We start from the raw sequence: 19,286 nt of genomic DNA, 5'->3' as shown, positions 1-19,286 counted from the left end.
TCAGATGGTCTGGAAAGAATAATAGCGGAAAGGGGCACACACTATGCCATGGGGCTATGTGGGCCGCCGCTTTGGACAGCTGGTCGTCATTCTGTTCGGAGTGTCCTTGCTGGTCTTTTTCATGTTGCGCTTGATTCCCGGTGATCCTGCGCAGCTCCTTTTAGGTGAATACGCTTCACCCGAAGAATTGGCTCAACTTCGCCACAAGCTGGGACTGGACCGCTCCATGGCGGTCCAGTACTGGCTTCACCTGAAAACCGCCCTTCAAGGGGATCTGGGTGTGTCCCTGCGCACCGGCACATCCGTTCTCAATGAAATCGGCCCTCGGCTCCTTGCCACTGTGGAATTGTCCTTGGCGGCCATGTTTCTGGCCACCGTCTTGAGAATGGCTGCAGGGGTGATTTCCGCCGTGCGTCAATATTCCCTGTGAGATTACACTGCCATGTTTCTGGCGCTGGTGGGTGTTTCCATGCCCATCTTTTGGTTAGGCCTTATGCTCATTTATCTTTTTTCTGTAAAATACCTTTTTTCCCATGATGGGCAGGCTGGACATGAGCCTGGATATTCCGGGCATCACGGGACTCGTGCTCGTGGACGCTCTGCTCACATGGCGCTGGCATGTTTTCTGGAACGGGATGCATCACTTGGCGCTTCCCGCATTGACTCTGGCCACCATCCCCATGGCGGTGGTGGCACGGATCACACGATCCAGCATGCTGGAAGTCCTCAACAAGGACTACATTCGAACGGCACGCGCCAAAGGGATGGAGGAACGGGTGGTGATTTTGCGACATGCCCTTCGCAATGCCATGCTACCCGTGGTGAGGGTTCTGGGGCTGAATTTGGGCCTGCTGCTGAGCGGGGCGGTGCTGACGGAAACCATTTTTTCTTGGCCCGGACTGGGTCGCTACGTTGTGGATTCTCTCATGGGGCGCGACTACGCTGCGGTGCAAAGCTGCGTCCTCATCTTCGCAGTCCTCATGACGCTGATCAACCTGGAGGTGGATCTGGTCTACGTGTTCTTGGATCCCAGGATTCGCATCCATGAATAGATGGGAACTGCTCGACGATCTTTTGCGCCCTCGAACGGCCCTGCTGGCTTGTGCCTCATTGCGGGCATCGTGATGCTGGCGGCGGTGGGGCCCTATCTGACCCCTTACGACCCTCTGGTGCCGGCTCCTCTGGACCGACTCCAGGCGCCCAGCCTCAAACATCTCTTCGGCACAGACAGCCTGGGAAGGGATATCCTGAGCCGGGTGATTCACGGCAGCCGCATTTCCCTCATGATGGGTTTCATTTCGGTGACCATCTCCCTCGTACCGGGTACTGTACTGGGGTTTTTGGCAGGCTATTTCGGGGATCCCTTGGACAGCCTCATCATGCAGGTTATGGACGTCCTCTTGGCCTTCCCCGCCGTTCTCTTGGCCATCGTCATTACGGCCATTCTCGGTCCCAGCCTTCCTAACACCATGATTGCCGTGGGACTCGTCTACATTCCTCACTATGCCCGCATTGTCCGCTCCAACGCCTTGTCCCTCAAACAACAGCTTTATGTGCAAGCCGTTCGACATCTCGGGGGAAGCCATGTCCGCGTGCTTTTCCTTCATATCTTGCCCAACACCTTCGCCCCCATCATCGTGTATGCTACTCTTGGCATGGGAACCGCCGTGCTTCAGGCAGCGGCTTTGGGGTTTCTCGGTCTGGGGGCCAGCCCCCCGCAGCCCGAATGGGGAGCCATGCTGAGCGAGGGACGGTAATACATTCAGACGGCGCCTCATGTGGCCGCCTTTCCCGGTCTGGCCATCTTGTTTTTGGTGCTGGGTTTCAACCTGTTCGGAGACGGACTTCGAGACGTGCTCGATCCGTCCTTGAGGTCTCAATGACGCCCGCTCTATTGGACATTCAGGGCCTATGCACCGAGTTTCGCCTGCGGCGCGGCGTCGTGCGTGCCGTGGACGGTGTGGATCTTCAATTGCATCATGGGGAGACCTTGGGGATTGTCGGAGAAAGCGGCTGCGGCAAAAGCGTGACAGCCCTTTCCATTCTCAGGCTTATTCCCCAACCGCAGGGAAGAATCGCCTTGGGGCGCATCCTGTATGAAGGCCTCGACCTTGTCTCGCTTCCGGAAAGCGCTCTGCGACGGCTTCGCGGCAACGAGATTTCCATGATCTTTCAGGAACCCATGACATCCCTGAATCCGGTCTACACGGCGGGCTTTCAGATTCAGGAAGTGCTCCGTAAGCATCGCGGATTGCCCAAGAAAGAAGCCGAGCGCGAAGCCGTTCGCATGTTGTCCCTGGTGGGCATTCCCGACCCTGAATGCCGAGTGCGTGATTACCCGCACCAGATGTCAGGCGGCATGCGCCAAAGGGTCATGATTGCCATCGCACTGGCCTGTCGGCCCAAGATCCTCATCGCCGATGAACCCACCACAGCTTTGGACGTGACCATTCAGGCCTAAATTCTGGATTTGATGCAACGGCTTAAAGAAGAAATCGGCATGGCCGTCTTGCTCATCACCCACGATCTGGGCGTTGTGGCTGAAACCTGCCGTCGCGTCGTGGTGATGTACGCAGGAAAGGCTGTGGAAGAAGCCCCGGTGATGGACCTGTTCTTCCAGCCGGCCCACCCTTATACCTTAGGGTTGTTGGCGTCGCTTCCCAAAATCGGTGCGTGACGAGGAAAACTCACGCCCATTCCGGGCACCGTGCTCAACCTGCACCGCCTGCCCTCCGGCTGCGCTTTTCAGGAGCCTTGCTCTCAAGCCAAAGGACCCTGCTTTGTGGAGGCTCCCAGCTGGACGGACATATCCCAAGGACATCGCGTGCGATGCTGGCATCCGCTCATACGTTCATGAAAGAAGTGATCTGCGAAGCGAAAAATCTGGTCAAGCATTACCCCCTGCGCGCTACGCGCTTTGGATCCACAGCGGGTGTGGTCAGAGCCGTCGAAGATGTGAGTTTCTGCATAGCGCGTCGAGAAGTCTTTGCCTTGGTCGGAGAAAGCGGGTGCGGCAAATCCACTTTGGGCCGTCTGCTGCTGCGCCTCGAAGAACCCACGAGCGGGCACGTTTTCTTTGAAGGCAAAGACCTGGGATCCTTGAACGCCCGCCAAATTTTTCACTTCCGCCGCCGTGCTCAAATCATTTACCAGGATCCCTATTCGGCCTTAAATCCCAGAAAAAAAATCGGGCGACTCATTGCAGAACCCCTGGCGATTCATCAATGGGGTTCCGCCTCGGAACGTCGTGAAAGGGTCATCGGCCTGCTCAGCCGTGTCGGGCTGCAGCCGGAGCATGCTGAGCGTTATCCGCATGAATTTTCCGGAGGACAGCGCCAACGCATTGTCATTGCGCGGGCCTTGGCGCTGAACCCGGTCTTCTTGGTAGCCGATGAGCCCGGGTCCGCGCTCGATATGTCCATTCAAGCCCAAGTGATCAATCTTTTGGAGGAACTTCAAGAGGAATTCCAGCTCACCTACCTGGTCATTTCTCATGACCTGAGTGTGGTGGAACACATGGCGCACCGTATCGGTGTCATGTACCTGGGACGCCTGGTGGAAATCGGCACCAAGGAAGCTTTCTTTCAGGAACCCCTTCACCCATATGCACAAGCCCTCTTGTCCGCCGCTCCACTGCCGGATCCATCGACGACTGCCCGAAAACCGCGCCTTCTTTTAGAAGGCGATGTCCCCAGCCCCATTCGGCCTCCAAGCGGCTGCCCCTTTCATCTACGATGCAGCGAACGAGCATCCATCTGCAGCCAAGCAATGCCGCCGCTAAAGGAAATCGAGCCCGGCCGCAGCGTGGCCTGTCACCGTCGCTGACATAGATCCACACACATCAAAAAAGGGAAAGAAAGACTTCCGGGGTGGGCAGGAAAAGCTTGACAAAAAAGGAATCGGTGTGAAGGGATCATAAGCCGCAAAATTCGATTATCCTGAATGCATCATGGAGTTCACACAATGAAAATACTGGGCCTGCGCTTCAAAAACATCAGCTCCCTTCGAGGGGAATGGGACATTCGCTTTGATGCGCCGCCTCTTTCCGACACGGGCCTCTTTGCCATCACCGGACCCAACGGGTCAGGAAAATCGTCCCTTCTCGATGCCATCACTCTCGGTCTTTACGGGGAAACCGCGCGTCTTCGTCATCCGGAACGGGACATCACCAGCTGGCTCGAAGATGAGTCCTACGCCGAAGTTACCTTTCAGGTGGCCGAGAAGGTTTATCGCAGCCGATGGTGGGCTCGACAAGGACCCAATGGGCTTCTCGGCCCTGAAATGTCCCTTTCCCTCGTCAATGGCACGGAAGAACTTCTAGAGGATCGCCTCCTTCGCGTCTGCACGCGACTGAGCGAACTCACCGGTTTGGATTTCAAGCGCTTCTGCCGCTCGGTCCTCTTGGCCCAAGGGGAATTTGCCGCTTTTTTGAACGCTCTGGAAAATGAACGGTCGGAAATCCTTGAAATGATCCTCGGCGAGGAAGTGGCTCAGGACCTGGCCCAGGAGCTTTATCAGCGCACAGCGGCCGCTCGGGAACGTCTCCTGCACCTCAAGGAACTTGCCGCCTCCTACCCCCCCTGTGGACCGAGAACGCCGGCGCCAACTGGAACAACAACAAAGCGAACGGCGCGGTGAACTGGAAGATCTGGAGCGGGAAATCGGCGACTTGGAAGAAAAAAAACGCCGGTTGCAAACCCTGGAAAGGTTGTCCCAAGAACTTCGCCAAGCCCAAGAAAACCTGTCGGCCGCCGAAGCCCAAGACCTGGCCGCGCAGCAAGCCCTGCAACACATGGAAGCCCTACAGGGTTCCGAACCTCTTGTAGAAGCCGTGCGCCGGTTGATGGCTCTCGAGGAAGCCCGGCATGGTCTTCAAAGCCGCGTAGATGACCTTCGCCGAAAAGGGGGCCGAGCAGCAGCAAGAACTCGAGGAAGTGCAAAGCCGCTTGGCCGTAACCCGGTCGGCTTTGGAAGAAGAAAGGCGACAGTTCGAGGCCAGGCTTCCCCATTTGGAAGAGGCCGCCAGTAAAGACCGCGAGATTGGGCGCCACGAGCAGCGGCTGCAAGAAGCTCTGGCACGGTCCATGGAACTGGAGCGCGCTTATCGAGACCTGCTGGCCCGCCAAGATCAGATCAAGACCCACCTTGAGGAAACATCCGCCCAATCCGAAGCCCTGAGCGAACAACTGAATCAAAATAAAACCGGGGCCGCTTTGGCCAAAGACATGGCCCGGCTTCAGGAACTTTTGGAACGACTGGCACACCTTCGACAAGAAGAAGACCTTCAGGCGGCTCAACTTTCCGAAGCTCAGCAGAGCCTGGAAAAAGCGGCTGCGGCTCTGGAACACGCCCGAAGGCGCGAACAGCGCATGCAGGCCAAAGCCGGCCAGGCGGTGATGAAGAAAGAGTCTCTCCAACGAGAGATTCGAGCACTCATCGGGGACACGGCGCCTGCGACCTTGAAAGAAGACATCAAGGAACGTAGGAAGAACCTTGCCGCCCTCAAAAAACTTCTCTCCATATCCCGAAAGTTTTACCAACAAGGCCTCGCCATGGATTTTCAAAAGGCGCGCGTTGAGCTGACGGCACGCCGGCTAGCAACGCAGGCCTCCCTCCAAGAGGCCCTCGGGCACATGCACCTTTATGAAGCGGACATCATCTGGAAAGAAAGTTTTCAGAGGGTGAGCGCCGAACGGGCCAAGCTGCAGGAGGGAAAGCCTTGTCCTCTGTGCGGTTCCGTCACGCATCCCTTTCTCACGGAGGGCCTCCCTGACCTATCCGAGCTTCACGGCCGCATTGATGCCCTGCAAGGCCGTATCGCCGCCCTTGAGGCTGAAGTGTCGAATCTGGACGCTCAGAGCGCCCAACTGGAAAAACAGGCCCACGCCGCCTCCCACATCCTTCAAGAATGGCAGGAAGTCTGCCGCCAGGCTGGCTTGAAGCTGGAACTCGCAGAGCCGAACACCCTGGAAGAAACCCTTCAGGGTCTGGAAAAAGATCTTCGTCAGGCGCAATCCGCGCTGCGTTCCAGTCGATTCAAGCGATGGCGCGTGCACTGGGCTGGCTGGATGCTTCGTCGAAGACTCAACGCGTGTACCCGAGAGGAAGAAAAACGGCGACAAATGGAACAAGCACATCACGCGGCGCAGCAGGCCATCTCACAAATCCAGAAGCAGATCGAGCGGTTGATGGGTGAGGCTGAGGCCGTGGCCCAAGAACTGCGTAGGCTTCTGCCAGCTTACGAGGAACGATTTCCGGAAAAGGGTGCCGAAAAAGATGTGCTGCAGCGGTTGCGTCGGCGCCGGGATGCCTATGAGCGCGCCGTCAAGGAGCAAAAGGTTCTTGCAGACCGCAGGCGATCATTGCAGTCCCAATGGGAATCCATCGCCCTGGACCTAGCGCGCTTGGAAAAGGAAAGAGAAGCCGCCGGCACCCAGGTGGACTCTCTGCAATCCGCACTCGCATCCATGAAAGCCGAACGAGAAGCTTTTTATCCCGGGCTTGAGGCGGCGGCACAACAGCGGGCCATGGAAGAAAGCCTGGGGCGATGGAACCGCGAGCAGGAACAGCTTCAGGATCGTATGGAAAAGCTTCAACAGAGTCTAGAAGCGACGGCGAGAGAGCTGCGCGCCCTGGAACCCGAGCTGAAAACCACGACCGAGACCTACGAAGTCTTGCGTGCGGAGCTGGAGGATGCTGTCAGGGCCGTCGGGCTGAATTCCGTGACGGAAGCAGTAAGCGCGTTCAAACTCCTGCAAGACGACACGTCCGTTCGAGAGCGTGCTGCGCACGCGCGGGAAAACCTGACAAAAGCCCGGGCCCTTGTGGAAGCGGCACAGCAGGCCGTTTCCGCGGCCGAACCGGAGCCCCATGTGATGGCGTCGGCTCAAGACGTGGCCGCCCGTTTTCTGGAATTGCAAAAACGCCGCGATGCCCTGCAGCAGGATCTTCAAGCTCTGGAAGCCCAGTTGGACCATTTTCGCCAATCGGTTCAAGAACACCATGCATTGCTTCAAGCCGTGGAGGATCAGGAACGACTACTGAGGGAACTGAAGGCCGAAGAAAAGGCCTTCCGGGAAGAACACAGCGTCCAGGCTCGAGAAAAAGTGCGCCGAGCCATGCTGGAGCGACTCATGGATCAGGCCAACACCCACTTGGAACTCCTCAGCGGCCGTTACAGGCTTCGCCCCGTGAAGGACAACGGCTTTGGTTTCGTGGTTGAAGATCTCATGCACCAAAGAAACCACCGCTCCATACGCACCTTATCCGGGGGAGAGACTTTTGTGGTGAGCTTGAGCCTCGCTCTGGGCTTGGCGGACCTTGCCGCTCAGCATCGAAAGATCGAGTCCCTGTTTCTTGACGAAGGTTTTGGGACGTTGGACGACGAAACCCTCTACAGGGTCATCACGGCGCTGCGTCGGCTTCAAGCCAACGGCAAGATGGTGGGCATCATTTCGCATGTGAAACGGCTGGCCGAAGAGATTCCCACACAGATTCGCGTGGAACGGCAACCGGAAGGCATGTCTCGAATCATCGTGATGCCCTGAGTCCCGCCTGGCGCACGGCACATTCCTCGATCTGCCGTGTTTTCTCTTTAAGCTCCGCCATGGTGCGAAACACCCATGTGCTGGGATCCGAAAAACAATAAACGGCCAGAGGGCACGCGCGGCATTTCATCTGCTCTTCGTTCGGGGCGGGTTGAGGAACCGATGTCATGGCACCACCTGTACGTTTACGAGAAGGTCGTTTGAGCACATCGCTTGAGATAGTCCGCCCATTCCGTGGGCAACAGGTATTTTTTCTTGGAATTGCATTCTTTACAGCATGGCACCACATTGCCCTTGGTGCTACGTCCGCCGCGCACCAAGGGCACCACGTGGTCCATGGTCAATGCCGTGGGTGCAACCCGCTTGCCGCAATAGTGGCAGCGTCCTCTGGCAAGCCGGCGCTGCCACCACTGGGTTTTTCTTAAAGCTCGAGCCTTTTCCTTTTCGCGCCGAATGTGTTCGGACGAAACCGTGACCATGAAAGGCTCGAAAAAGTCCTCTTGACGCATTCTACGACTGCCCCAGCATGCCCTTTTTGAGCGCTTCCGAAGCCGGTTTGTCACCGAGGAAAATGCCCCAGAGCGCCTGCATGAAGTCAGCGCCAGGCACCACACCTTTTTCGTGCCCCTTGATCATCACATGGGTTCCGACGCCGGGCTCATAGAGCAGCCGAATTTCTTCGCCCTTTTTCACCGGTTCGGTGAAGTAACCCATGAAGGTTTCCAGACGGCTCTTGAGGGCCGCGCTGGGATTGGGAGCGGTCTTTTCAAAACCCTCCTTCCAGGTTTCCACCAGCTTGGAGGCTTCCACTTCTTTGTACACGAAATGCATCACGATGCCCTTGGCCTTGTCCGCCTGAATGATCGTCGGGGCGTCCGAAGATTTCTCGGCCACGTACAAAGCCCCATAATAGACGTCCACAACGAATTTCTTGCGCAGCCCGAAACCGTTCAGCACGCAGCGCATCTGGCCGATGGAAATTTCGCCCGGAAAGTTCGGCACTTGCGCCGCATGCACCAGCGCCCCCCACAGCATAACACCTAGGAATCCGACAATCCCAACACCACGTCCCCCCCCTTCTCACCTGACCCATGCCATGACCCTCCGTGACTTGAAGTCCTCACCTTTTTGATTTCGCGCCACCGGATACCTCACTGAAAAGTGGGGTTCCCCTCTGTGAAACACCAACGTGTCCGCCGGTGTCCGCCCCACGGCCGCTAGTTCTGAGGCATTTGCAGCACGACGTAGAAGGTTCGTTCTCCTCTCTTGACCAAAAGCAACAAACTTTTTTTCTTTTCAGCGCCTTTCATGGCCTGGTTGTAGTCCCGCACATTCTGAATCTTCTTGCGATTCACTTCCTTGATGAGGTCTCCGGGCTGCAGACGGGCCTCCGCTGCGGGACTGTCCGGTTCCACTTTGGTCACGAGCACCCCGCGTTCCGAAGGATCCCATCCGAAACGCTCGGCCAGCGGCTTGGTCATGTTTTGAACCGTGAGGCCCCACACGTTTTCCGTGGTCTCGGGCTGAGACGCCGCCGCTTCTTCGTCGGGCATGGTGCCCAGGCTGAGGGTCAGCACTTTCTTGGAGCCATCTCGAAGCAGTCCCACTTTGACCTCGGAATGGGGCGGGGTCGCCGCCACGCGCCGGGAAAGCTCATGGGCGTCATGCACTTCCTCGCCGTTGAATTCCGTGATGATATCACCCGCCTGAATGCCCCCTTTTTCGGCGGGACTGTCTTGCACCACATCGGACACCAAAACCCCCTTCGTCTCCTTGAGACCGAAGGATTCCGCGATTTCCGGCGTCACATCCTGAATCATGATGCCCAGCCACCCGCGCACGATTTTGCCCGTGCGCAACTGAGGCAGAAGGTCCTTGGCCAGGTTGATGGGAATGGCAAAGCCGATGCCCTGCCCTCGAGCCACAATGGCCGTATTGATGCCCACCACTTCGCCGTTCATGTTGAACAGCGGGCCTCCCGAATTGCCCGGATTGATGGCGGCATCGGTTTGTAGAAAGTCATCGTAAGGCCCCGCGCCGATAATGCGCCCTTTGGCACTGATGATGCCGATGGTCACCGTATGGCCCAAGCCAAAGGGGTTCCCTACGGCCATCACCCAGTCGCCCACGCGTAAAGCGGTCGAATCCCCCAGTACCGCGGGTTTGGGAAAATGCTTGTCCGGTTCCGCCTGTATGAGAGCCAGGTCGGTCTTGGAATCCCGTCCCACAACCTTGGCGGCATATTCCTTGCCATTCTGAAGCTTGATCTTGATTTCCGTGGCCTTTTCCACCACATGGTTGTTGGTCAAAATGAGTCCCGTGGCATCGATGACCACACCGGAACCCAAGGAATTGGTCTTCATGGATCCCTTGGGCATGTCCCCGAAAAAACGCTTGAAAAACTCATCCCCGAAAAATTCCCGAAAAGGAGAATCAGGATCCATGAAAGGCTGCAACGGATGCCCCTTGATGACCTGCGTGGTGGAAATGTTGACCACCGAGTCTTTGACTTTATCCGCCAGGTCCGCAAAAGACGGGGGAAGATTGGAACCGAAAAGGCTCGTTGCCCCGAAAGCCCCACGCGGTGTGCCTGAAGCTCCAAGCACCACGACACACGCCCACACTGCCGCCATCCATGGCCAACGGATTCCACGCCTCGGTACCTGAAACATGCTATGATCTCCTTTCTGTTGAGCGGCAATTTCCTATCCTCACATCTTTTCAGCCGTGCAAAAAATTTGCTATACACCATAAACCAAGCCCGGGAAAAATCAAGAACGAGGCATGGCAAGGAGGTCACGAAAGCCCGATGACATTGTTACAGGCATGCCGCGACAGTGCCAAGATTCTGCAAAGGAACCCTGAACTGTCTGCCATTTACCGAGACGCCGTGCGTCGTTATGGAGAAGGAGAACTTTATCTCACTCTTATGGATCTAATGACAAAGGCTTATGAAGGGGGTGCATTGGAAGAGGCTGTGTTCAAGAACCCTCAAAGTCTTCTGAGCTTTTGCTGCGGAGCGTGGATTCAGTTTCTCCTCGTGGAAGTGGCTGGCGTGAAAAAGGTGGATCTGCACGCCGTAGCGCGAAAAATATTCAAGGAAATCCACAGCAACCGTTCCCTTCATTGAATCAGTCCTCAAGATCGATGGCGGCGTCCAGGGAACCGTATCGTTCCACAATAACGGTTCCTGAAGGAAAGCAGCCAAAGAGGCGCTGAGCGTCTTCAAAGCCCTTGAGGATCACTTGAAAGGTGACCCATTGGGGAAGGTTTGTGCGAAATTGCCCTTCCAGGCGCCTCACCTCGATCTCTGAAGGAATGTTTCCCAAAAGGGGCAGCAAAGCCTGCTTGTCCGAACCCATCACCCTCACCCACATGGCCATGGGACTTCTCCAGGGAGATTCATCGCCCCACCGGACGTCGAGGAGCTTGTGGGGCGGTAAACCATGGCGCTCCGTCACATCGCTGCACCGGGACCGATGAAAGGTGACGCCACGTTCGCTCAGCGTGGCCAGGACTTTGGGTTCCCCCGGATACGGATGGCAACATCCCGCAAACCGATGCACGGCAGGGTCCAGGTCGTTCACCTTGAGCACCTTGCGTTCGTGGGCCGGCTCGTCTTCTTCTTCAGGCCGCAGGCGCGTATTGCCCGCGGATTTCTTGGGAACATCCTGCAGGTAGTAGAGAAAAGCGTGCGGTGAGATGAGATCCTGGCCGATCATGACAAAAAGATCCTCCAGGGATTTAACGTTGAGCACTTCCAAAATGAGCGGCACTTCCTCGCGTTCCAAAGCCCTCGGCGTCGATCCATGGGACAGCAGTTCTTGGAGTAAAAGATCGCGCCCGATGTGATAGGCGCAGTTGCGCCGCCGCCGTGCGATTTCCTTGGAAATGGCGTTGCGGGCTTTTGGGGTCACACAGAGGCGTTCCAGATCGGGATCAAAGCGCACGGCCGTCTCCGCCTTGAGCACCCGCACAGTATCCCCGTCTTTAAGCCTTTGCGTCGGCGGCACACGACGCCCTCCAATAATGGCTCCCATGCAATGGTTGCCCAGGTCGGAGTGAATCTTAAAGGCAAAATCGAGCACAATGCTGCCCACAGGAAATGTGTGGGCATCGCCGTGCGGCGTATAAACCGTTACCTCCTCCGCTTCAGAGAGTTGGATCAGGTTGCGGCGCTGCGGCGGCGGGCCGCCGTATTCGCCCACACTGCGCAGAAATTCACTGATATCTTTCAAATATGCCTCTGAGATCATTTCCGGATTGTTCCACTGGCTCAGAACCCCGTGGCTCGCCCATTCGTCCATGGCGGCCGTGCGCACTTTGACCAGGTAGTTTTCGCCCTTGTAATGAATTCGTGTATGCAGGCTCATGTAGCCATTGTTCTTAGGATTAGCGATAAAATCACGAAGACTGCGCGGCACCGGAGTCAGGGTGGAATTGACCACGCCCAGAGCGCAATAGCAGGCATCCACGTCATTGCAAGGCAGGACCACCGTGAAGTCCACTCGGTTTTCCGCGTTGGCCAACCGCAGGGTCCCTTTGGCCGCATCGTAATAGGTCCCCAACCCTTTGACGCGACTGCGAACAATCACGTCCATATCCCGGTGCGCAAAGGCTTCCTTGAGGCGCTCCGTGATTTCCAAGATGCTGGCATGACCATAGAGCGACCGCAGGGCATTGAGGATTTTCTTACTTTTCTTGGGATAAAGATAGGAAAGGGACAGGTGGTACAGTTCGCGTTTGAGGTGAAAAATATTCAGCTTGGCAGCCAAAGGTGCATAAATCTCTAAGGTTTCCTGAGCAATGCGTTGCTGTTTGGGCTTGGGGAGATGATGCAAGGTGCGCAGGTTGTGCAGCCGATCCGCAAGCTTCACGACCAAAACGCCCAGCCTTCGGCTGGCCGTTTGCAAAATTTTGCTATGGGTCAGGTCCTTGAGCACGGCACGGTCCTGATGCAGCCGGGTCATCTTGGTACACCCTTCCACCAGGTCCGCCACAACCGTGCCGAAAGTTCTTTCGAGGATTTCGTAATCTATAAAAGGGACGTCTTCGATCACGTCGTGAAGTACGGCCGCAGCCAGCATTTCCGGATCTCGAATCCCCATTTCCTTGGCCAAAATGTAGGCCACGGCACAGGGGTGGCTGATGTAAGGCGCCCCTGATTTTCGCATCTGCCCTTCATGAAGATCAAGCGCATACTCCAAAGCCCGGTAAAACAGGGCATTGGCCGGATTGTCGGGCGGCAGTAATTCCTCCATGCGAAGGCGGTAGATGCCCACGTCAAATTGCCCGGGTTCTTCTGCGAAGAGCTGCTGGTACAAGGTCCATCCCCTTTCTGCACCATGGAGGCGCACACGCGCCGTGTCATGTTTGATGGACAATATATCCCATTCTGGCAAAGGCGGACACCCGGAAATAGAACATTCAGGCGCTTAGCGCTCTTCGGCCACGCCCACCGTGTTTAGGCCTTGACTTGACGAAGGGATTCCAGTAGGTTCATGCACCGCGTTGGGGGATCGTCTAGCGGCAGGACGGCGGACTCTGGATCCGCTAGCCTAGGTTCGAATCCTAGTCCCCCAGCCATTTTTTTGGTCCCATCGTCTAGTGGCCTAGGATACTGGCCTCTCACGCCAGAGACACGGGTTCGAATCCCGTTGGGACTACCAGAAGATAACTTAAAGGGAGCGGATGAAGCCCCTTTTTTGTTTCTCACTTCTTCTTACGCGCCACAGTAGGTCAATGCCCACTAGAGGGCCCCGGCGCGAAAGGCCTCATGCAGGTTCCTGGCGTGTTCCCCAAGGCGCTTCGAAACCAGCGGCGCTTCCTCAGCGTCCACCACAAGATCGTCCTGAAGCACCGAACCAACGGTTTCCCAGTCTTCGGCATCAAGAGACTGAAATGTCGTTAAAATCTTCTGGGCCGCCGGGGGTTCATCATCGGGTGCGCCGTCGGTCCAACCCCGGAAAAAACCGCGCAGGACCGCATCCAGCCACGAAGTGGAAGCCCAGACCAAGTCTCCCGTGCCCTGATCCCGATCCACACGCATGCGAAAGGACAGCGTGAAGAGGAAAGCGGCCAGCGCTGAAAGCCTTTCATGTTCCAGAGAACCTGGCGGTATCAGCACCATTCGGTTTCGGGCGGAAATCAATCGAACGTCCACTTTCGCACCGTCCACCGCAACCACGAAATCTCCCGCGGCGTGATGCCAGGGATAGATCTGAAGGAAATCTTTTCGGTCCAAAGCCAGAGTCAACAGGTACGCCGCCTGTTCCATGAGCTGCACGGTCTGGCTTTGCGTGAGCACGGCACCTTCGGAGGAATCTTCCCAGACCCTCACGGTTTGTGCAGTCCCGTCAAAGCCCTTTTCCATGTGCCACTCGTGATATCCTTCAAACCACGGGGCAAGAAAAAAAACAAAGGGCTTCGCCTCGCCGCTTTTATCAATCCAATGGCCTCGCCCCGAATACAGCCCTTGCGGCACAAAAGGGGCCACAGGCGTGCAGGCAAGGGACTGCAAGGTGTGCCACTCCCGCTGTAGAGCCTTCTGCCTTTGAGGATGCATGGCGGAGTTCATGACAAAGACATGGTCATGGCCGTCCAGGTGCACCGTAATTTTAGCCACGTTGTACAGGGCGCCGTGCTTCACGCTGTCGATGCACACCCGGCGAATCCTTTCCGCTAGCAGAGGCCTTCCCGTGAGGAGTTCCACACTCCGCCGCAGGGGCGTCAGGCCGTTGTGCTCCAGAGCCTCCTGCAAGGCGGAAAAGTATTGCCCATAGTCCATGGGCGGGGCATCGAGCGTCAACCCAGTGGGAAGCGGGCGTACCAGAGCGTCTTTGCCCGCCGGCTTTCCGTCAATGAAAAACGCAAATACGGAAGCCGGCTTGCTCATGAAGGCTCCTTGGAAGATTGCTCGTCTACGTCTTGGTTGTCCGCATCCACGGGACGACAGGGTATTGTCCTGAAAGGAGAGGTGCTGTTTTTTTCGCTAAGAACCTTTGTGGCATCCAGCCACCAGTCGGCAAACCCGCACCCCAGTCAGTGCCGAGAACGACTTAGGCACCCTTGCAAGGCCTCTTCCAATTCTTGGACGCGCCGGCGCAAAAGGTCACGTTCCTTTTCCAGACCCTTGATGGTCTCCAACCACCTCGACGCCCGATCTTTTTCGCTCATGGACCCATCCTATATCCATGCCCTGGTGCACGGCACGCCGCAAGGAGAGCTTGACGGTCACACATGAGGCCGTGCTCTTGAAAAAGCCTCTCCAGCAATCGAGCTTCCTTGGCCTTTTCTGCGCACGGATCCCCGCCGTTGTGGTTCACTTCTTCCACATGAAACAGGCAGTCCACCAAAATTTCGTAAGGGGTCACCGTCGTGTGGCTCTTAAAAAACCCTTTTCTATTGGGCTGATAAACATGAAGGAAAAGACTTCTGCGCTCCTGCAGCGCCTGCTCAAGGGCCGATTGAAAGCCGTGTCGATCCATGTCCGTATAGATGCGAAGGCAACAGCGCGTCCTCTTGAAAATGACGTAAACTCGACTCACTATAGTAGATTCCATGGGCATTTTCTCAAGCACCTCAACTTGATTTCGACAACCCCTCCGGCCGGGCAGGCCCTCTCGCTATCGCGTGTTGTCTTTGTTGGCAATCCCCAATCGCGCCTTGAGCTGCCCCCAGACAGATCGCTCCACAAAGCTGCCCGCAACATTTTCCTCAAGCTCTAAGAAAAGCTTCCAAGGAGCGGCGAAAGTCAACACATGGTCGCCCATGGTCTTACAGACATTGAGTCGAGCGGAAAGATCCATCTGGCCGATGACACCGCGCGGCTTTTCACTTTGGGCTTCCCGGTAAGCGTAGATCCCGATGCTTTGACACCCCGCGGCAAAAGGAACAATCACGTGTTCGTTTCCTGCTCGCGCGTAGTTGGTCAAGACCACCAAGGCGGCCAACTGGTGCGGCTCCGCCCAAAAGACGACCACCTGCGGTGGATTTTGGGTTGGGTCCACCGCTTTGAGCGGCTGAAAGACGACGTAGCGCGTGGGAATGTCCACGATGGGCAGATCCTGAACGAAGCGCTCCACAAGCTCGGGGTCCTTGAGATACCCTTCGCCCTCTGTAAAATCCTCCACGAAGGCTCCGCCGCCCGCCGCCTGCATCTTTTCACTCACGGCCCGTCCTTGATCCCAATGCTTGTTTCCCACGGACAAAAAATAGTGAAAACAGGCCTCGCCACCCGGAAAGGCCTTGTACTGGTTGCCAAAGCCCAAGCCGACGCCCCCTCCCCAACACCCATAGGATTCACGATCGAAGGCAGCGGGTTTTCCCCGAGAAGCCCCGGCCAGCATCCACATGACACATCCCCATTTGCCCGGGCGAAAAACCGAAGCGCCCTCAGGCCTCTCATTAGCCCACACGATGGCTACAGGCTCATGACGCATGCCCAAAGCCTGCACCACCTTGCTTTCCATAAACCCCTCCTCTGGCTCGAGCCTTCATGGGTTTTTCCCGCAATATGGAGTGACCCAACCATAACCCGGCACGAACACATCCCCAATGAAACCATTCTCAACAATGCCACAAAAAGCCCGGAAAGTTAAGATCCATCCTCCTCGGTCCGGCTCTTATTAACATCCAACAACTGGCTTGCCCGTGCAGGAAATTCCTCGTCCCGGTCATAAACAATGAGCTGTATTGGAATATGTGGAATAAATCAAAATTGCGGCTTATGGCACCCGACCCTGCTTCTCCACCGAGGCGCCCGCCATACGATGCAACCGCTGCGAAGAATTCTGGAATGCGACCTTGAAATCGCTTAACGATAGGCCATTCTAGGGCACTACTGGAATAACTTCCGTGTTTGAACAGTGGTCCCGGTAGTTCCGAAAGAGTCACAAATCGGCCGCTGGTCGGCTGGAGCTGCCTTTCAAAACATAGTGGATCAATACAGTTCCAATGGCATCCTTGAATTCTTCGCCATGCGATCGACGTACTCCCTCATCGGAAATCAGGTAAGTCGTACCCAAAAACGAGACCTCGACGCTTTTGAAACGGTTGGGATTGGCCTTGAAAGCGCACCGAAGGTCCTCCTCTCGGTGGACCACCATCTGTTGAGCCATCCCATAACGGAGCTGCTCGGGGGTTACCAGACCGATGCCGCCGTGGCGGTGAGCTTGTTGTACCAATTGAGAAAACCCCTGAGAAAAAGATCTGGCATCTTGAATGGATCCACACCGCCGGGGAAATTGCGGACTGTACTTGAGCGTTTTGAACTGCGCTTCAGAGAAAAATTGTCATTGCTCACATACGGGCGGCTGTGGCTCTTTCTCACTCCCATGTCTGCCGGTAACTGGGCTACGCACTTGGATTTCATCGAAGAACGGCGGTCCGCATGAATGGTGAGCTGACCGGCCATGATGCGCTGCTTGGCGATGGTCTCGCGGATGAGATGCTCGGCCAGCGCTGCACTTTCACGGTGCACCACCACCCAGCCGACCACATAGCGGCTGAAAATATCCAGGATGACGTAGAGGTTGAAGTCAGTCGACTTCGCCGGTCCCGATAACTTCGTGATATCCATGAGCAGAGCTCATTGGGTTTGGAGGCATGCAGTGCGGGCTTCTCATAGGCAGACCTCTCATGCTGCCGGCGGCGGTCTTTAACCTTCCCGTGAACCGCCTCGATGATTCGGTAGATGGTACGATCCGAACAGTGTCAAGAATATTGGCACAGAGGGCACTAATGTTGGGTACGATTTATAATGGGCTCATACCCTTTGGGTTTGCGTTGGCGCGAACAAGATCCTGCCAAAACCGCATTCGATTCAGCAATAGACCCCAAAGGGCGTTCTTTTAAAGCACAGAATCGCTCAGATTAGGTATCGCACCCAAGGCCGAGGATACTCTCTTCATTTTCTCCCCCTATTGCTTGACCAGTTCGACGCGACGGTTTTTGGCTTTTCCATCCTCGGTATCATTTGATGTGACAGGGACCAAGGGTCCGACACCAGCAGCCTTCAGACGATCTGGGGCAATCTTGTATTTTAAAACCAATGCTTTGACCACAGCTTCGGCTCTTTCCTGAGAGAGCTTCATGTTGTAGTCATAGCCGCCGATGTTGTCTGTATGGCCGACAACATAGACTTTCAGCTTGGGGTCCTGCTGAAGCATTGTTGTTATCTCATGCAAAGCCGTTTCAGATTCCGGTTTGATATCCGCCTTATTGAAGTCAAAATAAATCCCGTAAATTGAAACCCTTCCCGATGTGCTGATATCAGCTGCCATGGTCTTCGCATCGGCCACGATTTCCTGCGTCATAGCCTGTTTTTCGACAATGATGAGATGAAAATTGTCCGCGTCCGTGTCAATATGGATATAAGCCCATATTTCTTTATCGTCTTTAAGGAGCTTCATGGATGTTTTAAAGGGTGTTCTGGGATCATTTACCCAGAAGGTTCCTCCAAGTCTTTCGATGGCATTTGTGTAATTGCGTGAAACCTGGATGTAGGAATATTTTCCCTTAAAACCTTTTTTGACTGAATAGCCTGTGTATATTTTTCTTCCTTCTATTGTAACCTTGTGCTTTGTCGCGGGATCGATGAAGTCAAAGGCATCAAATTCTTTCACCTGGCATGTCCAAAGATAATATCCCTCTATCCTGGTAAAAAGCGGATGGTCCTTACACCCCTTTTGATCCTCCTGAGCCAAGGCGAGACCACTGAAGCCAAGCATCAAGACCACGCTCCAACAAATTATTTTACCATTTCTCATCATCGATAGCTCCTTAACCATAGGCGGTCGTAACGGTTCAGGAGCGGAGGACTCGAGGCGAGATTCCTTTCGTCCCTCCGGTGGCCACCTTATCCGCCCCTGGCCCCTGACTTTTCATCCACAGGTCAAAGTCTTCGCGGTCGCAGCGCCATTGATTGCCGACCATGGAAGCCGAGATGTCTCCTTCCTGGGCCATGCGGTACAGCTTAGTCCGGCCCATCTTCAGGCATGCAGCCGGTTCCTCTATGGTCAACCACTTGTTTCCATCCATTCCAAGACTCTTGTTGACTTCCGCCTGCGACAGGTGTGAGCTGAGGTGAGGTGATAAAAAATTGCTTTATGACGGTTTTTGCGTAGCAGGTGTGGTGAGGTGGGTCAAGCACCATTTTGTCGCGATTTTCTGACAAGGTTAAGGCAGGTTTGGACCAGAATTGGACAAGTCGTTGGCGTGAATTGCTTCTTTGTACGAAGGGGACGGCAAGGTTTCTGCCCGGGCCCCCGGATCCGGGAGCCCGGGCAGAAACGCTGGCAAACTGCTCTTGAAAGGTCTTGCAGGGACTGTCTCCATGGCCAAAGCCTAGCCCAAGTTTGTCACCTTTTTGCGTAAGGTATTGATATCGTTTGAAGTGCATTTTCGGTTCTTCACTTATCGAATATGGGTGACCTGCCCCTTGTCGTTGACCATGCCGGTGGTGACACGCACTTGGCCGCTGAGATGTGTTCGTCAAGTTGTCCAGTGATGATGGATCCCGACGGCATGGAGCGCCCTTTGGATAACGCACAAGAGATGGTCAGCAAGGACGGTCACCAAAACATGCCCCTGAATCCGCTCGGAGATGCGGTGATCAACCGGCCGCAAGGAAAGCTTCTGTTTCAGGCTTCGAAAGGACGCTTCCACCTGGGTGAGCATGTTATAGAGCTTCCAAAGCTTCGTGTCGGAAAGATCCGTTCGTGAGGAGCGCGGTCGATA

The 19,286-nt window shown here is 55.7% G+C and carries 19 protein-coding genes, 2 tRNA genes and 3 pseudogenes; 10 read left to right on the top strand and 14 right to left on the bottom strand.

Features of this window, described 5'->3' with window-relative positions; translation table 11 throughout:
- Nucleotides 1-43: 43 nt before the first annotated feature.
- From ACUVSA_RS08515 to ACUVSA_RS08485, 7 genes and pseudogenes are all read left to right on the top strand, one after another.
- Nucleotides 44-1,052: pseudogene (locus ACUVSA_RS08515) on the top strand (ABC transporter permease).
- Entirely contained in the window at nt 1,053-1,757 is a 705-nt protein-coding gene (locus ACUVSA_RS08510; RefSeq protein ID WP_445894484.1) for an ABC transporter permease, read from the top strand.
- 122 nt (nt 1,758-1,879) lie between these two features.
- Nucleotides 1,880-2,857 (top strand): annotated as a pseudogene (locus ACUVSA_RS08505) (ABC transporter ATP-binding protein).
- A complete protein-coding gene (locus ACUVSA_RS08500; protein ID WP_445894483.1) occupies nt 2,830-3,825 on the top strand; it encodes an ABC transporter ATP-binding protein in 996 nt (331 codons plus the stop codon). The pseudogene ACUVSA_RS08505 and the gene ACUVSA_RS08500 overlap by 28 nt, the downstream one beginning before the upstream one ends.
- A gap of 138 nt (nt 3,826-3,963) precedes the next feature.
- Nucleotides 3,964-4,638 carry an AAA family ATPase gene (locus ACUVSA_RS08495; RefSeq protein WP_445894482.1) on the top strand — a complete coding sequence of 225 codons (675 nt, stop codon included), beginning with the start codon at nt 3,964-3,966 and terminating at the stop codon, nt 4,636-4,638.
- Nucleotides 4,583-5,029: a hypothetical protein gene (locus ACUVSA_RS08490; RefSeq protein ID WP_445894481.1), complete on the top strand. Its 447-nt coding sequence runs from the start codon at nt 4,583-4,585 to the stop codon at nt 5,027-5,029. Before ACUVSA_RS08495 ends, ACUVSA_RS08490 begins: the two co-directional genes overlap by 56 nt.
- Complete coding sequence (locus tag ACUVSA_RS08485; protein WP_445894480.1) at nt 4,968-7,547, top strand: SbcC/MukB-like Walker B domain-containing protein; 2,580 nt, start codon at nt 4,968-4,970, stop codon at nt 7,545-7,547. Before ACUVSA_RS08490 ends, ACUVSA_RS08485 begins: the two co-directional genes overlap by 62 nt.
- On the opposite strand, the gene ACUVSA_RS08480 is transcribed toward ACUVSA_RS08485, so the two are convergent.
- From ACUVSA_RS08480 to ACUVSA_RS08465, 4 genes are all read right to left on the bottom strand, one after another.
- On the bottom strand, nt 7,531-7,716 hold the full coding sequence (locus tag ACUVSA_RS08480) for a hypothetical protein (RefSeq protein ID WP_445892360.1): 186 nt from the start codon (nt 7,714-7,716) through the stop codon (nt 7,531-7,533). The genes ACUVSA_RS08485 and ACUVSA_RS08480 overlap by 17 nt on opposite strands.
- Before the next feature lie 16 nt (nt 7,717-7,732).
- Nucleotides 7,733-8,056 carry an HNH endonuclease gene (locus tag ACUVSA_RS08475; RefSeq protein WP_445894479.1) on the bottom strand — a complete coding sequence of 108 codons (324 nt, stop codon included), beginning with the start codon at nt 8,054-8,056 and terminating at the stop codon, nt 7,733-7,735.
- A gap of 1 nt (nt 8,057) precedes the next feature.
- Nucleotides 8,058-8,582 (bottom strand): chalcone isomerase family protein, encoded by a 525-nt coding sequence (locus ACUVSA_RS08470; protein WP_445894478.1) that lies wholly within the window; start codon nt 8,580-8,582, stop codon nt 8,058-8,060.
- 182 nt (nt 8,583-8,764) lie between these two features.
- On the bottom strand, nt 8,765-10,219 hold the full coding sequence (locus tag ACUVSA_RS08465) for a DegQ family serine endoprotease (RefSeq protein ID WP_445894477.1): 1,455 nt from the start codon (nt 10,217-10,219) through the stop codon (nt 8,765-8,767).
- 137 nt (nt 10,220-10,356) lie between these two features.
- Between ACUVSA_RS08465 and ACUVSA_RS08460 the strand changes: the two genes are divergently transcribed.
- Nucleotides 10,357-10,677, top strand: a complete 321-nt coding sequence (locus ACUVSA_RS08460) for a hypothetical protein (RefSeq protein WP_445894476.1) — start codon at nt 10,357-10,359, stop codon at nt 10,675-10,677.
- Between the two features lies 1 nt (nt 10,678).
- Here ACUVSA_RS08460 and ACUVSA_RS08455 read toward each other — a convergent pair whose 3' ends face one another.
- The gene (locus ACUVSA_RS08455) at nt 10,679-12,871 is read right to left on the bottom strand and encodes a RelA/SpoT family protein (protein ID WP_445894475.1); all 2,193 of its coding nucleotides are present in this window, start codon (nt 12,869-12,871) and stop codon (nt 10,679-10,681) included.
- Nucleotides 12,872-13,059: 188 nt separating this feature from the next.
- Between ACUVSA_RS08455 and ACUVSA_RS08450 the strand changes: the two genes are divergently transcribed.
- Nucleotides 13,060-13,133 (top strand) — tRNA-Gln (locus tag ACUVSA_RS08450).
- 7 nt (nt 13,134-13,140) lie between these two features.
- Nucleotides 13,141-13,216: transfer RNA gene (locus tag ACUVSA_RS08445), tRNA-Glu, on the top strand.
- 80 nt (nt 13,217-13,296) lie between these two features.
- Here the strand turns inward: ACUVSA_RS08445 and ACUVSA_RS08440 are convergent.
- From ACUVSA_RS08440 to ACUVSA_RS08400, 9 genes and pseudogenes are all read right to left on the bottom strand, one after another.
- Entirely contained in the window at nt 13,297-14,442 is a 1,146-nt protein-coding gene (locus tag ACUVSA_RS08440) for a hypothetical protein (protein ID WP_445894474.1), read from the bottom strand.
- 146 nt (nt 14,443-14,588) lie between these two features.
- Nucleotides 14,589-14,723, bottom strand: a complete 135-nt coding sequence (locus ACUVSA_RS08435) for a hypothetical protein (RefSeq protein ID WP_445892353.1) — start codon at nt 14,721-14,723, stop codon at nt 14,589-14,591.
- Nucleotides 14,720-15,109: a hypothetical protein gene (locus ACUVSA_RS08430; protein ID WP_445894473.1), complete on the bottom strand. Its 390-nt coding sequence runs from the start codon at nt 15,107-15,109 to the stop codon at nt 14,720-14,722. Before ACUVSA_RS08430 ends, ACUVSA_RS08435 begins: the two co-directional genes overlap by 4 nt.
- A gap of 63 nt (nt 15,110-15,172) precedes the next feature.
- A complete protein-coding gene (locus ACUVSA_RS08425) occupies nt 15,173-16,018 on the bottom strand; it encodes a DUF169 domain-containing protein (protein ID WP_445894472.1) in 846 nt (281 codons plus the stop codon).
- A gap of 125 nt (nt 16,019-16,143) precedes the next feature.
- Entirely contained in the window at nt 16,144-16,248 is a 105-nt protein-coding gene (locus ACUVSA_RS08420; RefSeq protein WP_445894563.1) for a hypothetical protein, read from the bottom strand.
- Between the two features lie 441 nt (nt 16,249-16,689).
- A complete protein-coding gene (locus ACUVSA_RS08415) occupies nt 16,690-17,127 on the bottom strand; it encodes a DDE-type integrase/transposase/recombinase (protein WP_445894471.1) in 438 nt (145 codons plus the stop codon).
- Between the two features lie 340 nt (nt 17,128-17,467).
- Complete coding sequence (locus tag ACUVSA_RS08410; RefSeq protein ID WP_445894470.1) at nt 17,468-18,319, bottom strand: OmpA family protein; 852 nt, start codon at nt 18,317-18,319, stop codon at nt 17,468-17,470.
- A gap of 34 nt (nt 18,320-18,353) precedes the next feature.
- Entirely contained in the window at nt 18,354-18,587 is a 234-nt protein-coding gene (locus tag ACUVSA_RS08405; protein WP_445893290.1) for a helix-turn-helix domain-containing protein, read from the bottom strand.
- Between the two features lie 453 nt (nt 18,588-19,040).
- Nucleotides 19,041-19,286, bottom strand: a pseudogene (locus tag ACUVSA_RS08400) (IS1634 family transposase); the annotation flags it as partial.

This window comes from Desulfosoma sp. (assembly GCF_052743555.1).
Note: the sequence above shows the minus strand (reverse complement) of the source record. Positions and strands in the feature narration are given on the sequence as shown.

What these genes read in the sequence shown, in the direction of transcription:
- ACUVSA_RS08510 (WP_445894484.1), top strand. Translation starts at nt 1,053, where the DNA reads ATGGGAACTGCTCGACGATCTTTTGCGCCCTCGAACGGCCCTGCTGGC.
- ACUVSA_RS08500 (WP_445894483.1), top strand. Translation starts at nt 2,830, where the DNA reads ATGCTGGCATCCGCTCATACGTTCATGAAAGAAGTGATCTGCGAAGCG.
- ACUVSA_RS08495 (WP_445894482.1), top strand. Translation starts at nt 3,964, where the DNA reads ATGAAAATACTGGGCCTGCGCTTCAAAAACATCAGCTCCCTTCGAGGG.
- ACUVSA_RS08480 (WP_445892360.1), bottom strand. Translation starts at nt 7,716, where the DNA reads ATGACATCGGTTCCTCAACCCGCCCCGAACGAAGAGCAGATGAAATGC.
- ACUVSA_RS08475 (WP_445894479.1), bottom strand. Translation starts at nt 8,056, where the DNA reads ATGCGTCAAGAGGACTTTTTCGAGCCTTTCATGGTCACGGTTTCGTCC.
- ACUVSA_RS08470 (WP_445894478.1), bottom strand. Translation starts at nt 8,582, where the DNA reads ATGCTGTGGGGGGCGCTGGTGCATGCGGCGCAAGTGCCGAACTTTCCG.
- ACUVSA_RS08465 (WP_445894477.1), bottom strand. Translation starts at nt 10,219, where the DNA reads ATGTTTCAGGTACCGAGGCGTGGAATCCGTTGGCCATGGATGGCGGCA.
- ACUVSA_RS08460 (WP_445894476.1), top strand. Translation starts at nt 10,357, where the DNA reads ATGACATTGTTACAGGCATGCCGCGACAGTGCCAAGATTCTGCAAAGG.
- ACUVSA_RS08440 (WP_445894474.1), bottom strand. Translation starts at nt 14,442, where the DNA reads ATGAGCAAGCCGGCTTCCGTATTTGCGTTTTTCATTGACGGAAAGCCG.
- ACUVSA_RS08435 (WP_445892353.1), bottom strand. Translation starts at nt 14,723, where the DNA reads ATGAGCGAAAAAGATCGGGCGTCGAGGTGGTTGGAGACCATCAAGGGT.
- ACUVSA_RS08430 (WP_445894473.1), bottom strand. Translation starts at nt 15,109, where the DNA reads ATGGAATCTACTATAGTGAGTCGAGTTTACGTCATTTTCAAGAGGACG.
- ACUVSA_RS08425 (WP_445894472.1), bottom strand. Translation starts at nt 16,018, where the DNA reads ATGGAAAGCAAGGTGGTGCAGGCTTTGGGCATGCGTCATGAGCCTGTA.
- ACUVSA_RS08415 (WP_445894471.1), bottom strand. Translation starts at nt 17,127, where the DNA reads ATGGATATCACGAAGTTATCGGGACCGGCGAAGTCGACTGACTTCAAC.
- ACUVSA_RS08410 (WP_445894470.1), bottom strand. Translation starts at nt 18,319, where the DNA reads ATGATGAGAAATGGTAAAATAATTTGTTGGAGCGTGGTCTTGATGCTT.
- ACUVSA_RS08405 (WP_445893290.1), bottom strand. Translation starts at nt 18,587, where the DNA reads ATGGATGGAAACAAGTGGTTGACCATAGAGGAACCGGCTGCATGCCTG.